The 15,513-nt window shown below is 57.1% G+C and carries 11 protein-coding genes and 1 pseudogene; 11 read left to right on the top strand and 1 reads right to left on the bottom strand.

All coding sequences use genetic code 11. The annotated features are described in order from the left end of the window. The first annotated feature begins 137 nt into the window (after nucleotides 1-137). The 10 genes and pseudogenes from ACNJX9_RS34535 to ACNJX9_RS34490 all read left to right on the top strand — a co-directional run bounded on the left by ACNJX9_RS34535 (nucleotide 138) and on the right by ACNJX9_RS34490 (nucleotide 13,046). The gene (locus tag ACNJX9_RS34535; RefSeq protein WP_439406514.1) at nucleotides 138-671 is read left to right on the top strand and encodes a thiamine pyrophosphate-binding protein; all 534 of its coding nucleotides are present in this window, start codon (nucleotides 138-140) and stop codon (nucleotides 669-671) included. Next, entirely contained in the window at nucleotides 659-1,255 is a 597-nt protein-coding gene (locus ACNJX9_RS34530) for a thiamine pyrophosphate-dependent enzyme (RefSeq protein WP_439406512.1), read from the top strand. Before ACNJX9_RS34535 ends, ACNJX9_RS34530 begins: the two co-directional genes overlap by 13 nt. A 524-nt stretch (nucleotides 1,256-1,779) precedes the next feature. Further along, nucleotides 1,780-2,769: an aldo/keto reductase gene (locus ACNJX9_RS34525; protein WP_439406511.1), complete on the top strand. Its 990-nt coding sequence runs from the start codon at nucleotides 1,780-1,782 to the stop codon at nucleotides 2,767-2,769. 1,172 nt (nucleotides 2,770-3,941) lie between these two features. Continuing rightward, nucleotides 3,942-4,784 (top strand): transporter substrate-binding domain-containing protein, encoded by an 843-nt coding sequence (locus ACNJX9_RS34520; protein ID WP_439406509.1) that lies wholly within the window; start codon nucleotides 3,942-3,944, stop codon nucleotides 4,782-4,784. A gap of 12 nt (nucleotides 4,785-4,796) precedes the next feature. Next, complete coding sequence (locus tag ACNJX9_RS34515; protein ID WP_439406508.1) at nucleotides 4,797-5,516, top strand: amino acid ABC transporter permease; 720 nt, start codon at nucleotides 4,797-4,799, stop codon at nucleotides 5,514-5,516. After that, on the top strand, nucleotides 5,513-6,160 hold the full coding sequence (locus ACNJX9_RS34510; RefSeq protein ID WP_439406506.1) for an amino acid ABC transporter permease: 648 nt from the start codon (nucleotides 5,513-5,515) through the stop codon (nucleotides 6,158-6,160). The genes ACNJX9_RS34515 and ACNJX9_RS34510 overlap by 4 nt, the downstream gene beginning before the upstream one ends. A 97-nt stretch (nucleotides 6,161-6,257) precedes the next feature. After that, nucleotides 6,258-7,016 (top strand): amino acid ABC transporter ATP-binding protein, encoded by a 759-nt coding sequence (locus ACNJX9_RS34505; protein WP_439410179.1) that lies wholly within the window; start codon nucleotides 6,258-6,260, stop codon nucleotides 7,014-7,016. Nucleotides 7,017-7,895: 879 nt separating this feature from the next. Then, a pseudogene (locus tag ACNJX9_RS34500) lies at nucleotides 7,896-8,725 on the top strand (TauD/TfdA dioxygenase family protein). Between the two features lie 1,175 nt (nucleotides 8,726-9,900). After that, nucleotides 9,901-11,127 carry a PLP-dependent aminotransferase family protein gene (locus tag ACNJX9_RS34495; protein ID WP_439406505.1) on the top strand — a complete coding sequence of 409 codons (1,227 nt, stop codon included), beginning with the start codon at nucleotides 9,901-9,903 and terminating at the stop codon, nucleotides 11,125-11,127. 362 nt (nucleotides 11,128-11,489) lie between these two features. Next, on the top strand, nucleotides 11,490-13,046 hold the full coding sequence (locus tag ACNJX9_RS34490; RefSeq protein WP_439406503.1) for an FAD-dependent oxidoreductase: 1,557 nt from the start codon (nucleotides 11,490-11,492) through the stop codon (nucleotides 13,044-13,046). A 990-nt stretch (nucleotides 13,047-14,036) separates the two neighbouring features. Here ACNJX9_RS34490 and ACNJX9_RS34485 read toward each other — a convergent pair. After that, complete coding sequence (locus tag ACNJX9_RS34485; RefSeq protein ID WP_439410178.1) at nucleotides 14,037-14,477, bottom strand: DUF2889 domain-containing protein; 441 nt, start codon at nucleotides 14,475-14,477, stop codon at nucleotides 14,037-14,039. A gap of 276 nt (nucleotides 14,478-14,753) precedes the next feature. Between ACNJX9_RS34485 and ACNJX9_RS34480 the strand changes: the two genes are divergently transcribed. Then, on the top strand, nucleotides 14,754-15,506 hold the full coding sequence (locus ACNJX9_RS34480) for an enoyl-CoA hydratase/isomerase family protein (protein ID WP_439406502.1): 753 nt from the start codon (nucleotides 14,754-14,756) through the stop codon (nucleotides 15,504-15,506). The last annotated feature ends 7 nt before the right edge of the window (nucleotides 15,507-15,513 follow it).

Below are 15,513 nucleotides of genomic sequence, written 5' to 3'. Positions count from 1 at the left end.
GATGCAGCAACACTGAGTGGATGGTGACTCGAAATACCGAGCAGTTGGGATCACAGCTGAACCCAAGCTTCTGGTATCCGAACCCGGATGGGCGTGCCTCTTGGTGAGCGGGGCCCTGACTCAAAGGAGCTATAATTATGGATGCAGAGCTAGCTGGACCGGAAAGGTGGCAGCAAGAGGTGTTCCGCATACTGAAGCAGCATGGAGTGAAGCACGTCGTCTACGTTCCGGATATCGGGCATTCCACGACTATCCGATTGGCCGAGGCGGACAGGGAGATCAATGCTGTCGTCCTCACGACGGAGGAAGAAGGGATCGGCTACTTGGCTGGAGCGTGGCTCGGAGGCGAGCGCGGCGTTCTTCTTATGCAGTCGAGCGGTGTGGGAAACTGCATCAACTCGCTAGCCCTTCAGTCCTGTACTCACTTTCCGCTTCTGATGGTCGTCACCAGGCGCGGCGATTGGGCTGAATCGAATCCATGGCAGAATCCCATGGGGCAAGCGATCGAGAAGGCGCTGAACCTGATGAACGTTTTGACTTGGCAGGCCGACGATCCCAAGGATGTCGGCCCCGTTCTGCACGGCGCTGCAACCATGGCCTTCAACGGGGACCGGGCGTGCGCTGTACTGCTCGGGCAGATATTGATGGGAGATAAGCAATGGGTGAGGTAGTAGACAATGGTATGCTCGATCGCCGCGAGGTGGTGGCTCGCCTGCTTACTGGTCGGAAGAACCTGTTGGTGGTGGGTGGTATCGGGTGGGCATCATTCGACATCATGGCGGCAGGCGATCATGATAACAATTATTACCTCTGGGGTGCCATGGGGAGCGCCGCTATGATAGGCCTCGGGCTCGCGACAGCCCGGCCCGATCAATCAGTACTCGTCCTCACCGGTGACGGCGATATGCTGATGGGCTTTGGGGCCCTTGCGACCATTGGGATCCGCAACCCCGCCAACTTGACCGTGGCCGTTCTCGACAACGGCCATTTTGGTCAGACCGGAATGCAGGAAAGCCACACCGGGCGCGGCGTTGCGCTCGATCAAGTCGCGAAGGCTTGCGGCTTCTCATGGACCGGCAAAATCACGAATCTCGCGGGCATCAACGATCTACGCGAGAGGCTCGATAGCCGATGTGGCGTGAAGTTCGCTGCGATCAAAATCACGACCGATATTCCCCCTCGCGTTCCACCTCCGCGCGACGGGGCCTACATAAAGAACCGTTTTCGTTTTTCGCTCGGGTTTCAGCCGATATGAGGCCTCATCATGGCAAAGGTGCAGCTGTTGTCAGCCTCTCGACAACACCGGTCGCGAGCACAAGCAGCTGCACCCGCGGCTCAGCGACCGTGAGCCGAGGTGCGCATCGCTTCGAAGGAACGCCGACGCTGCGGTTTAGAGTGCGTCTGCGGACCGTAGCGTGACTGTGGCCGAGGCATCGAGGTGAGGGCGCCTCTCCCGCCGTTCGTGGGGGGGGGGCCGTGTTGCCGATTGGCTAATTGAGAGGCCATGATGATGCGACAATGCATGCCTCCGCCTCGCCGCCACGGCGGCAGCTAGACAGAGATCATCAAGACACCCGAATTGGAGCAAGGAGCCCCAGCGATGGATATCAAGCGAGTTGTTCCCGAGGCGTCCGCGTCGATCGACTTCCAGAGCCGGCTCGTTTCACGGGGGACAAGCGGCGCGTTTTCCCGGCGCTTGTACCGCGTGCACACTCCATGAACGCTGCAAGCGGCCAACACTAAGCGTGCACGAGATTGATGATGTGACGGAGGCAAAGAGTGCAGCGGCGCAAGCTTGGGAAGAGCAACTTGGAAGTCTCGGCTATTGGACTTGGCTGCATGGGGCTGAGCAGCGGTTACGGTCCGGCGGTCGATAGGCAGACGGGCATTTCGCTCATCCGATCTGCCGTCGAACGCGGCGTCACGCTTTTTGATACCGCGGAGATATATGGGCCGTTTACGAACGAAGAGCTGGTAGGCGAAGCGCTTGCTCCGCTCCGCGACCAGGTTGTAGTCGCCACCAAATTTGGGTTCGAAGTTGACCAGAGAGCGAATCAGATAAGTCTCAATAGCTGGCCGGTGCACATCAAGGAAGTCGCGGAAGGCTCACTCAAACGGCTAAGGACCGACCGGATTGACCTATTTTATCAGCACCGCGTCGATCCGGACGTCCCGATCGAGGATGTTGCCGGCGCAGTAAAGAGCCTAATTCAGGAAGGTAAGGTGAAGCACTTCGGTCTGTCGGAGGTTGGAGTGCAAACGATCCGGCGTGCGCACGCGGTTTGCCCGATCACCGCGGTACAGAGTGAATACTCTCTTTGGTGGCGAGAACCCGAGCATGAGGTTCTACCGACGCTCGCGGAACTCGGCATCGGATTCGTACCGTTCAGTCCGTTAGGCAGAGGCTTCCTCACAGGAGCCATTAACGAGCACACGACTTTCGACAGTACCGATTTGCGTAAGAGTGTGCCGCGCTTCACTCCAGAGGCCCGCAAGGCGAACCAAGCGTTAGTCGATCTCATCGGGGAAATTGCCACGCGCAAGCAAATAACGTGTGCGCAGCTGTCGCTCGCTTGGGTGCTTGGCCAGAAAGGATGGATTGTGCCGATTCCTGGTACCACTAAGCTTGACCGGCTTGAGGAGAATGTTGGAGCCGCTCGTGTTGAACTAAAAGTCGAGGATCTTCACGATATCGACACCGTCATTTCCAAGATCCTGGTGCAGGGGGCACGGTACCCGCAGCATCTCGAGCGGATGACTGCTCCTTGACCGGCCATGATCAAATCGGAATGCCCACAGGGCTTGATTGTTTGGTACGTTCTCTGCGACTCCTATCCCCCACCGATTCCCCTCAGTGGCTCGGATCAGCTTCGAGGCGGTACAAGCTATGGCGATTCCAATTGGGTTGCTCGGACTCGCGGGCCACGCAAGATCTGAAAGGAGGAATCTTGCGCGCGACATACCGATCTCGGGTGTCGTGGCCGCGCCGAGATCATCGATGTGCTCGCGCCCGGCCGATTTGCCGCGCCCCATAAAGGCAATCCGCTGGCGATGGCGGCAGCGCACGCGGTGCCATCGTCTACGAGAAGCGAGTTTCTGAGCTCGATGGCGCTGGGCGAACGGCTGATGCGCAGCTCACCTCGCTGGAGGACAAGTTACCGATATGGCGCGAGCCGGGTGCTAATGTACCGGTCGGGTCTGCAATCTGGGCACACGTGAGCCCGATGTCCAATTCGTGAACCGCCCTTGAGCGCGGCGTCGAGGCCGATCTCGTTGCGCACAGCGGGATGGAATAGCGCCGCCCCCGCGCGCCCTTGCCATTGGGGAGCAATTTACGTGAGGCAACAACTCAGTATTCAGGAGCATTTCTGACGGGGCAATGCGCATACGGATACCCTAGTCGCGAGGACAAATCGTTCGCCGCCACATGCACCACCGTTCCTCGCCGTAATCCGCAAAAAAGCTCTGCCTCGCGCCGATCCTCCATGTGCCTTGTCGGCAGCCCGACACGCGTCACAAAGCTAACAGGCGCGTTTCGAAAAGGCGAGCGTTATCCACGGGGCGCACTGGCACGCGTCTTGCCAATTCACAGACAAGCGATCCGGAAACATCAATTGATAGCTATGATAGATCTGAGGACACTACAGTGGATGCGGCCAACAGTGCGACTCAACGTCGGGCAGCCGGCACGATCAGTCCCGAGCAATAGGCCTGTATTGCCTCGTTCCGGCCAATCACAGTCGCAAGACCCTATGTCTATCGCAGGCGTGTCTCGCTCCTTTTCTCCGCGATCTATGTGACCGCCGCGCTGGCTGAACCGCCTTGGTAACGAACAAGCTGGCTGTCGGACTCAGTAGGATTGATCTGTCTGACATTCCAATTGGCGTCACCAGACCCCATTCATCAGAGTTCATCAATCAAAGGACGACGAGACGACGATTATGCGATTTGCAATATCAAACTTCCCGCTCCTGCTGATCGGACTAACCTGCTACTCGCTCGCGACTTTTGCGCAAACCCAGGATCCTCTTATCACCTCGATGCGTAAAGCCGATGAGGCCAGGGTGGCAATGGGCTCGGTCCCTCCCTGGATGGGCGTATCGCAGAGCGGAGAGCCGACGGGTTACACAGTAGAGTTGGCGAGTCTAGCGCTCAAGAATATGGGAGCACCAGCGCTTACGCCTGTGCTTACGGCATGGGAGGCGATGATCCCTGGACTGCTGGCCCGGCATTTCGACCTGATTGGACCGGGGCTTGTAATCACCGAACCCCGCTGCAGAGTGGTGGTTTTCTCGGCCCCAATGATCGCAATGCATGATGCCCTGTTTGTGCGCTCTGGAAATCCGAGCAATCTAGAGAACCTCAGGCAGGTTACGGAGACTCCTGAAATCAGGCTTGCGGTGGTTACAGGGTCATCTCAGGAAGCCTATGTACTCAAGCAGGGAATCGCATTCGAGCGACTCGTGCGCGTTCCTGACATCGAGGCTGGCGTCGCGGTAGTCATTGGCCGCCGGGCAAATGCGTTTGTAGTCGGTCAGTTCAGCATCAGCAAGCCGGAGCAGAAAGGTCTCGAGGTTGTGGTCGACAAATCGACCCCACTGAGTGGAATTGGCGCGGCATTCCGCAAAGAAGACATTCGTTTTCGCGACGCATTCGACAAGCAGCTCGATTTATTGCGCACTAATGGGGCCTGGAAGAACCTGATCGTGAAGTACGAGGTCCCCAACTGGGATATGCTTACCAAGCTGAAGAGGGCCAGTCACGTCGTGCCAAGTTGCGAGTAAGGAGCAGCTGCAGTGGGAGCTGTGTTGGAGTACTGGCCTTCACTCGCGCATGGCTTGTGGGTCACCGGATCGGTAGCGTTCTGCATCATTCTGGGTGCAGCTCTAGGCGCGCTCATCCTTGGCCCGCTAAGGCTCTCCAAGAGGTCGGTGATCCGAGTAAGCTCGATTCTCTTGATCGAATTCATTCGTGGTCCCTCGGCTCTGGTTCTCCTGTTTTGGGTCTTCTATGTGCTGCCGCTGATACGCGGAATGCCGCAGCTGAGTCCGCTTGCGGCCTCGATCCTTGTGCTGTCGCTCGATGGAGCCGTTTACGGTGCCGAGATCGTGCGAGCTGGCATTCAGGCCGTGCATCGCGGGCAAACTGATGCGTGTCATGCACTCGGGCTGAGTAGAATACAGAGCCTCACCAAGGTGGTTCTGCCACAGGCGCTTTCGCAGATCGTCCCCGGTTTCGGCAGCTTAGCAAGAGACATGATCAAATGGACCTCGATCGTGAGCTTCGTTGGTGTACAAGATGTGCTCTATGTTGCGAATAACATTCGCAACCAAACGTTCGAGTCGGCCACCGTGTTTTGCCTGGTTGCTGCGGTGTACTGGATGCTGTGCCTGCTTTGCGCCGCTGCTTTTCGCGCGCTTGAAGGTGTGCTTCCGTTGAACCGCGCATTGCGAGCTGCGCGCGTCTCGGTTCAGGTCGCGCCCGATGCGACCGCGCTCGCGGGAGCCGCTCAATGACGTGGGATTGGGGCTATGCTGTTCAGATCCTGCCGCGCCTGATGGTCGGGGTCTGGTACACCGTCCTAGTAACGTTTGCGAGTTCGGCGATTGCGCTGACAGCTGGTCTTCTGCTTGCGATCTTGGAGAATGTGAGTACCAAGCTCGGTCGAATGTTCGTGCGTTTCCTACTCGAACTCTTCCGGGGAGTGCCAATCCTGGTGCTTCTCTACTTCGCCTTCTATGTCTTGCCGGAAGTGGGGTTCACCCTTCCCGCAATGCCAATTGGCATCGCCGTGCTGGGTGTTGTCTACGCTGCGTTCTGTTCCGAGGTATATCGGGGCAGCCTGGTCACAATCCCCGCCGAATTGCGCGAAGCTTGTGTGGCGCTCAGTTTGAGTCCATCGACAACCTGGCGATGCGTGCTTGTTCCGTTGATGATAAAGCGGTCCATCCCTGCGCTCCTCAACTACGTACTTGCGCTGTTTCGGACATCCGCGTTCCTCTTTGCGATCGGGGTGCCTGTACTGCTTGGCGAAGCTCAAGTCGCTGGCTACGAAAACTTCCGCTATCTCGAGCCCTTCACCATTGCGGGCCTTATTTATATCTTCATGAATCTGCCGTTCCTCTATCTCATCTGCCGATTGAAAGACAAGCATGTTTAGCACCGTGATTGGCCGTGCAGGCGGCTACGTGCCAGGAGCCGCTGTAACCTCCAATCCAATAGAGGCACAGGCATCCACCCCCAAATCGGTACAGGCCATGTACGCCATCGAATTCGAAAACGTCTCGAAATCATTCGGCGCTCACCCCGTTCTCATCGATCTGGATCTGTTGGTGCGGCCGGGCGAAAAGGTTACGCTGATCGGCCCGAGCGGTTCAGGAAAGACGACTGTACTGCGTTTGGCGATGACCCTTGAGAAGCCCACCGGCGGCAATATCCGCGTCTTTGGCGAAAGCATCCTCTTCGATGCTACGGGCAAACCGCTCTCCAGCTCGCAGGAGGCGCGAATCCGCCGCCGGTGTGGTATGGTCTTTCAGCAATTCAATCTGTTTCCGCATCTGACCGTACTGCAGAACCTCGTGTTGGCACCGACGACCGCGTTGGGACAGGCCACAGATCAGGCTCAGACGAGCGCGCTCAAATACCTTCGGATGGTAGGCCTTGAAGCCAAAGTGCATGCATATCCTGCGCAGCTTTCTGGAGGTCAGCAGCAGCGTATTGCGATCGCGCGGGCGCTCGTCCTGAAGCCTGAGATACTCCTGCTCGATGAAATCACTTCAGCGCTGGACCCTGAGCTCGCCGGAGAGGTTCTCGATGTGGTGCGAGACGTAGCGCACGAGACGAAGGTGACGTTGCTAATCGTCACGCATGAGATGCGTTTTGCACGCGAGGTCTCTGACCGCATCGTCGTCTTCGACGGTGGCCGCATTATCGAGCAGGGTTCGCCGGACAAGATCTTTAGCAATCCCGAATCCGCGCGCACGCGCACATTCCTACAATATGTTCTGAGCCGCTGAGGGCCAACCTACAATGCAGCTCATTTCTGAGTTCCTCCTAGCCGGGCTTAAGAAACGGCCGCCGCATCGTCTGTTCGTGAATCTGCCTCGACATCGTCCCTTTAGGCCATCCATCTAATGTGAGCGACGTCCATCGTTCCGCTAAACGGCAGCTTGGCTTATATAGATCACCTGAGCCTGTCCGCGACAGGGGCTCGTCCTTGTGCTGGATGAGGTCTCGTCGGACCGCTAACGCAGCAATAGAATTTGATGCCGCTGTTCTGCGGCTGTACTATCGGCACGAATGAGCTATTCCATTCGTTGGATGCGGTGATTAGCAGCATTTCGTAATTGGCGCAGTGCTTGCTCTGGCTTACCTGGTAAGAGGAGAGATCGCCAATGAAAGTCAGCTCCATTACCTACCATGCTCGCACCCGGGCGCTTTCAAGTTCTGACTGGAACCGAAGAGATCGACACCCCGTCGTGACCGGGTTCGAGAGTAGACACCTTAAGAAATTATCGAAGCGAGCTTTTCTGATCGGAACGATCAAGTCGACTCCTGGTGGATCATCGCCCTTCAATATCCGGCAGAAACGTAAGGGCACCGGCGAACTTCAAGCGAGTGTTCGCATCGACATTGGTACGGATGAGTGCCCGCCCATCTCGCGTGCATTAAAGAACGTATCTTAACCGATCGTCGCGGACTTGTTCGACCCTTGCACTCCGCAATAGGCGTTCTACCGTTCGCATGGCAGCTGAATAGTTTTATCCTCCGAAAACAGCAACTTGGAGCAAATCACTATGAGCGAAAAGATCGACAATGTCATTCCGCCTGCCGACGTCGTCAAACGCGCATCGCGCATCGGTGCTGAAATCACGAATATCAAATTATCAGGCGCGTTGTTGGATCACACAATTGACGCCATCAACCGCGTGCTGCTCGACCACAAGGTCATCTTCTTTCGCGACCAGACTCATCTCGACGACGCGGAGCAGGAGCGCTTTGCTCTTCGCTTAGGAAAGCTTGCACCGCACCCGCTACGCGATCTCCATGAGGGAGCGCCTCCGATCCTCGAGCTTGATTCCACCCGGGGCGGTGGTCGGGCGGACATCTGGCACGTCGATGTGTCCTTCGTCAATGCCTATCCCAAGATTTCGGTGCTGCGAGGAGTTGTGATTCCACCATTCGGCGGCGATACCGTCTGGTCAAACACCGCGGCTGCTTATCTCGACCTGCCGCCGCCGCTGCAACGGTTGGCCGACGAGCTCTGGGCCGTTCACAGCAACGTCTACGACTACCAGGCCGTGAGATCTCGCGCCCGCGAAGTCGACAAGAAGCACTATGACGAGCTCGAGACCAGAGTGATCTATGAGACTGAGCATCCCGTCGTACGCGTCCACCCCGAGACCGCCGAGCGCGCACTTGTGCTTGGCGGTTTAAGTGCAGCGTTTTGTCGGTATCTCAAAGTGTGACGGTACAGAAGCTGTACGATCTGTTTCAGTCTTATATCGTTGCACCCGAGAACACCGTCCGCTGGAACTGGAAGGAGGGCGATGTTGCAATCTGGGACAACCGAGCCACGCAGCATTATGCAGTCAATGATTACGGGGGCCAGCATCGCGTCGTTCGTCGCGTGACCGTCGAAGGTGAAGTGCCTCTCAGTGTTGACGGCCGGCATAGTGTAACGCGCATCACTGCCCCCAAGCTCCCGACCGCGAGGAGCGCGTAGCGCATGTTCCGCCTCCGCCGCCTGCAATGTTTGCGGGCCAAACGGCCCGCTATGGCGACTAATGTGGTCTTTGTGATCGCGATCAGTCTCGTCGGCCTGGCATCGTCTCCCCTCGGTGAAAACATTGCCTGGATATTCGAGCACATGTCCTCAAGCGCGTTCGTTTTTTGAACATTCTTGGAGCGCTTGATGGGGGCCTGATGCAACCGAGCAGACTCATGTTGCTTTCGATCGATCTGAATGACTGCTGCCGATTGGAATTGCGCCCGAATTTGGCCAGGCCCCATTTCGAATTGCAGGTCTGTCGGTTACCTGTCCAACTCCCGGGGGGTTGGCTTGCCAGAGTGAGCGCACGGTTTCTTTAACCCAAGAATCAGAGTCGAAACGAGCCCTGACTGAAATGGTCCAGCACACTGGAGGGGCGCTCTCAAGCCGAATAATCTCAAGTTGAATCGACTTGTGATCCCAGATCAGTCCACTTCTTGTGCCGTCTATGTCTGAATGAAGACGCCGACGTCGGAGCTCGGACAAAACGGGCGGTCCTTCCACACGGGCATTGCTACGAGCGCGTGTTTCTCTCGCGAAGCAAAGTGCGCGTCAGAGTGCGCGAGCGGCACGCCAATTGCTTTAATGAGGAAGAGAGTCGCTGCAATTGATGCGGTTCGTTCCACGAATTGCCGATGAGGGGCGCGATCGATGGCTATGAGTGGGTTTATTGCGTCGTGGTGAGATCAGGCGGCGACAAAGCCAAAGCACAACTGCTTGCCCGCATGCTGCCGGGCAGATTGGCTGCGACAGCGATCGGCGTGGTGTTCATGAGAACAACAAGCGGCTCAAGACGTCAGGATACCTACAGTGGGCGCCCTTGCGAGCGCCCTTTTGGTTCATTTTTACCGCTCTGGCCAGTCTCGTCCGGGTGCCGACACGATCTTTGTGATGCGAACGACATTGTAGATGACGGCACTGACCCAGAGGACCATTGGACCAGCGCTGCAATAGCAGCACGTCTTTTGCAGACCGCCGGCGCTCTTAATCGGTATCGGCGTTTCGTGCTGATGCGATCGCAAGATATGTGTGGCGTGTCAGCGATTCCGGAGCGGTGATGGGTCTGGTTTTGCTCGGCAAACAGTTGGAAAAGTGAGTCGGACAAGCACACCTGTAAGGAAGGGAAAGATATGAGTCGGATTAACGATCAGATGACGCCGAGCTATCGTTGGGCCAAGCGAGCGCATGATACGGTCGTTTCAGCGGTGATCGCGACCGCGCATGGCAAGCCAGTCGAGCTCGGTGGCGGCTACGATTTTCCTGACACGCTGCCGGACATCGTGTCGGAAGCGATGGCGGCCGCCCAGTCGAAGCACGAGACATTGCAATATGGCCCACTCTATGGCTTGGATGAGCTACGCGATGCTATCGTCGACTATCTCCGCGATGATGGAATCACCACCGCTCGGGAGAACATCCTGGTCGTTAATGGCGCCAAGCACGGACTTGACCTGGCCTGTCGGGTCTTCGTGGAGCCTGGCGATGCCGTGATCGTGGCCGCTCCCACTTACCTGAATGCCGTCCAAATCCTGAAAAACGCCGAGGCGCACTTTGTTTCCATACCGCAGGATGATGCAGGTATTGATACGGAGATACTGCGGCAGCGGCTGCAGGCACGGCATGATGCCGGCGAGCCTATGCCAAAGCTGCTGTTCGACATGCCGGACTTCCACAACCCAACGGGTATCGCGATGTCTGCTGCTCGTCGGCAAAGGCTCGTCGAGCTCGCCATGTATTATGACTTCTTCATCATTGAAGACGACCCCTATCGCCGCATCCGCTTTGAGGGCGAGCCCGTGCCGCCGATTAAAGCCTTCGACAATACCGGCCGGGTCATCGGCCTGGGTACCGTCTCCAAGATTCTAGCTCCAGGGCTCCGAATCGGCTGGGTGAACGCAGCCCCGCCCATTCTTCGTCGCATGGCTTCGCAAAAATCCGACGGGGGCACCTGTCCATTTCTGCAGCGAACGCTTGTCCAGCTCTTCCGCAACGGTAAGGTGGACCAACACATCGCGACGCTCTCGACTCTGCTGCGTCTTCATCGCGACACAATGATCGATGCTATCCGCGAGCACCTGCCAGGCACGTCGATTCGTACGCCGAACGGCGGCTACTTCCTGTGGGTGCGGCTGCCGCCTCAGATCGATGCAGACGAGCTGGTGCGCCGCGCCGCGAAGGAGGGCGTTTCCACTCTGTCGGGCCGGCTGTGCTTCGCCGAAGAGCCGTCAGATTCGTTCCTGCGTCTAGCTTACAGTTTCAGCACGCCCGGGCAGATCGCCGATGGTATCGAGCGGCTGGGGCGCGCCTACGCCGCAATGCGGTCCGAGTTCGGGCCGCCTCCTCATCGGGATCTCTGACCATAAACACCTCGATCGAGTACCGCGCCCTCGACACCTACGTGAGCGCGGCTCGAGAATCTCTACCCAGAAAGACATCCATCATAGTCACGGACGTTCCCGTGTGTTTCGGTCTCTAATATTTGCAAGCCGATCATAGGGAAGTCGCTGCGGAATGAAAGTAGTGATAGTGCTCCGCAAGTGATCGATAGTTTCCTTTGCGGCATTCCGCTAAATTTTGATCCCTTTTGGCTGGGCAGCTTGTCAGTGATAGCAATGGCGACAGGGGTGAGCGGGATGATGTCCTTCTCCGCGTACACGCAGACGCCGCGATTGAACGTACTGAGTATCAGAGGGGATATCGGAGGAATAGGAGTTATAAGTTGGCCATAAAGCTTTGTGAATTGCAAGGCAGACGGTATGACGCTGTTGTAATCGGATTGGGCATCAACGGAGCTGCCGCGCTGCGAGAACTCGCGTGCGCTGGCTATTCGGTGCTGGGCGTTGATATGCACGATTTCGGGTCAGGAGCGTCCGCGCGGTCGAGCCGCTTGCTGCATTGCGGGCTTCGGTACTTGGCGCCTGGTCGATCGCTGTGGGAATTCGTTTGGCGGCCCCAGCAGTTTGCCACTGCATTGAGGATGGCCCGTCAAGCGGTTACGGCTCGCAATGAATTTGTGCATGCTGAGCCGCACCGAGTGAGCGCAATTAAAGTTCACTTCCCGATATACGAGGGCGGACCGTATGCCACTTGGCAAGTTCGTGCTGCTTTCGGCCTGCTGGGCGCGATGAACGCGCATGGCATTCCATTGGATTATTCCATGCTGTCGCACGATGAGGCGGTCCGAGCTCCAATGCTGCGCATGCTGCGCTCACGGGATCAGCTAAAGGCCGTCGTCTCCTACCGTGAGTACTCGCTTATTTGGCCTGAGCGCATCTGCGTTGATGCGGTACTCGATGCCGAAGCCGCTGGGGCCGCTATGCTGAACTACACGCGCGTGCAATCTTGTGCCAAAACACCACAAGGCGACTGGCGCATTCACCTTGAGGGAAATGTCGAGATCCGAACGCCCGTTGTTTTGAACATGGCTGGAATCTGGATCGACGACATTGTGCATACCGCCAATCTTCGGGCCCCCAGGCGTGTTGTGGGAACAAAGGGCGCTCACATTCTCGTGCGTATGCCGGAAGAGTGCAGATCGCTAGGCATCGCGAGCCTTAATTCGAAAGGTGAGCCCTTCTATTGCTTACCGTGGGGGGATTATCATTACTTCGGGCCGACAGAAACATTGTACGAAGGTGACAAGGAACGTGTATTCGTCAATACGACGGAGATGGAGTTCCTGCTGAGCGAGGCTAACCGCCTGTTTCCTTCCCAGGCGCTGAACGCCTCGCACATTGTGCAAACGTGGGCGGGGGTGAGGCCATTGACGTTTGATAGTGACCTGCCGATGGGAAAGCGCAACCGGTTGCTGCACGACCTTTCGCGGGATGACTTGGCTGGGATGCTTGCGTTGACCGGTGGACCGTTGACCTCCCACAGATCGGCCGGCAGGGAGGTCCGACAAGCGCTTGATCGGTTGACCGGCAAAATAGGTGACAAGCGCGAGAAAATCCGGTGGGAGCACGCCGCCATAGACCGAGATCTGTTGCAGAAACTATGCGCGAACGAGCCGAGAGCGAATGAGCAGTTGCAGCGAGTCCTATCAAACGAACAGGTTCGCACGCTTTCCGACCTTTTCTTCAGGCGATTGGGCGTGGCGTGGTTTGAGCGGATTGAGCCCGCCAAGGTTCGCCAGATTGCAAGCGTAGTGGCAGCGATGCTGAACTGGAACGAAGCGAAAACCGAAATGGAGATTGCCAAGTTCCTTGACGAGCTCAACACGATCTTCGGATATGGCGTGAGTAAGCAGGCGGAAGAGCCAGAGCTCCGGCACTGATTGCGCGTTGCGCCGCGCGTCGTTCTCATTCGAGATGATCACCGAGCCTCTGTTACGCTGAGAGAATTCGATATCACCTGATCAATGCGGTGTGTTCACACTGGGAAGAGTGGCAATCATACCAGGCGGTCGCAACAGCTGGCGTGAGTGCTCCCGGACACGCTGTGCTCCGCCATCACCTGCTCGAGCAGAGAGCGACACCCAGGTGCCAGGAAGAGTTCTTTTCTGCGCCCATCCTCGGACTGTGAATAGACACGCGAAGCGCTCGCCGACATCTTGAAGCAACGAGGCTCATCTGCAGAAAGCGCCGGATTTGAGGTGTCCCAGTTAGGATGCGAGCTGAGGAAACATAGGCTGGGCGTCCCCAAGCAAGAAGGCCACATTCTCACGAAAACGAACCAAACTACACTCGGCACTAAGTAGCTGATCAGTGTGCCCGATCAAGATAGATTGGCGACTACAGGGTCATTCTCGTCGTGCTCTTGCCGGAACTCAGGGCTGCGCCTTATGAATATATACGGGGCGAAAGAATCGCGCGTGACGGCGCGGGGCTTAAGCTGGGGCCGCTAGTCAGCGACGATATCTCGCGCAGTTACCACGGTCGAGCTCCAGTCGATGGCGATGGCCGGCGCCGAGAGGCCTGCGATGCATTTCCAGGACAATGTTGGTCACCGTATCCCTGCCGTTCGCGAGCGATAGGAGCATCGATGAATCCGTCCACTGTCCGGCGTTTCAACTATGTGCTGGAAGGCCAGGCGACTTTGAACGTCTGGCAGGCGCGTCGATGGTACTTTATCAATGCCGCTTCCCATAAACGCCTTCAGCAACGTCGAGGCAGCAGCTTCTCCGGCGGGATCGATAGCTATCCAATTGGCGGCGCGGCAACCCGCCTTGCTGCTCCCACAGCGCCGTGCCGCCGCGCCGGACCCTCAGTTGGCACAACGCTTTCCTCAAGAGGCCGCTAGCCCTAGCGCAACCTGAGGTGTGGTCTTACTCGGTCGAGAGGTTTGGCCAAAATCTCCTTACTACCTCGCCTCCCTGCCGGTATGCGTGACAACTATCGATCAAGCCGGGTCGCGGTTGTTTGTCGAATGTTCCTTCTTTGTAATACAGGAACGGCAAGATGGTTTGGAACATCACCGAACCGATAGGACCAAGGAGTTCGGCGAAGTGAATGCAACCTGCAGCTCCGCCGACGTGCTCTTTGATCTTCCTTTGCCAACCGGGCCCTATCGTGAGACCCACGAGTCGCGCGAACGCGTTCGCTACCTCCGAGCACGCTGGATATGGATTCTTATCGCTCGCAAGTTCAAGCGCGCGGATTTTAAAACTGTTATCCACGGTTAGCCGTAGCCACATATCGTGCACCGGTTCGCCCGCGGGCACCTCTCCACCCCAAGGGCTCACGTACTCATTGGCCTTTGAGTCGATGGCCCAAGTGAGCGTCGATGTCCCAGAGTTGATCGTGACGACGGTAACCCACCAGTTCTATAGCCCTGCGATGCAGAACCTCGCGTTCGACAGGAACGGGAAGCGGCATGGTTGCTCCTCTCATTTGCAATGCACCTTAATACTAGGCGCAGCATAGCTGGGTCCGCAAGAAGAAATCTCAATATAGGTGTTTTTGAGTTGATTGATTCTCTAAATAGGTGTACCAAGTATGTCGAGGCGGAGACGCGGCCTTCCAGATGCTAGATTGGAGACAGCATGCCCATTTTGGAAACGGAAGCTTATGGTGCGGTTCTGGTCGCGCGGTTCAATCACTCCAACATAAACAACCCGATGAGTGTGGAACTTGAGAATGCCATTCGCGCGACTTGCAAAGAGACAGAAGAAAATTCAGCGATAAGGGCTTTAGTATTGACGGGAGGGAACAACCGATCATTTTGCGCCGGTGGCGATTTTAAGGAGGTGGCTCAAATTTCCGGACGCGCGGCGGTGGAGTCGTTTATCGACAGGGTAGTTGATTTTTATTGTACCATACTCCACGTGACGAAGCCGACTGTTGCTGCGATCGGCGGGTACGCAGTGGGGCTCGGCTTTCAAGTCGCTCTATCGTGTGATTGGCGTGTCGGATCGTCAGAAACCAAGCTCCTCATGTGGGAATTGAAACACGGTTTAGCCTGCACGATTGGTGGCTATATGCTCGAGAGTTTCTTGGGTCGAGCAGCGATGTCTGACATCATTTACCGATGCGAGGCCATTCCGGTTGCCTGGGCGGCGGACCACAAATTGCTTCACGAGGTGGTTGATTCAGAGGGCCTTGTGGAGAGGGCTGTCGCGCGAGCACAGATTCTCAGTGAATTTCCGGAAACCACATTTCGGCGAACGAAGGCCTCGTTAAATCAGCGACTCATCACAGGCCTGCGGAATATCGCGTTGGACGCAAAGGAAGCTCATGTTGCGGCTTTTGCGAGCGGGGCCGCCGAAGAACACTTCAATCGCGTACTGGGGAGATAGCCAAGGC

This window comes from Bradyrhizobium sp. BLXBL-03 (assembly GCF_051853015.1).
GTDB lineage: Bacteria > Pseudomonadota > Alphaproteobacteria > Rhizobiales > Xanthobacteraceae > Bradyrhizobium > Bradyrhizobium manausense.
Note: the sequence above shows the minus strand (reverse complement) of the source record. Positions and strands in the feature narration are given on the sequence as shown.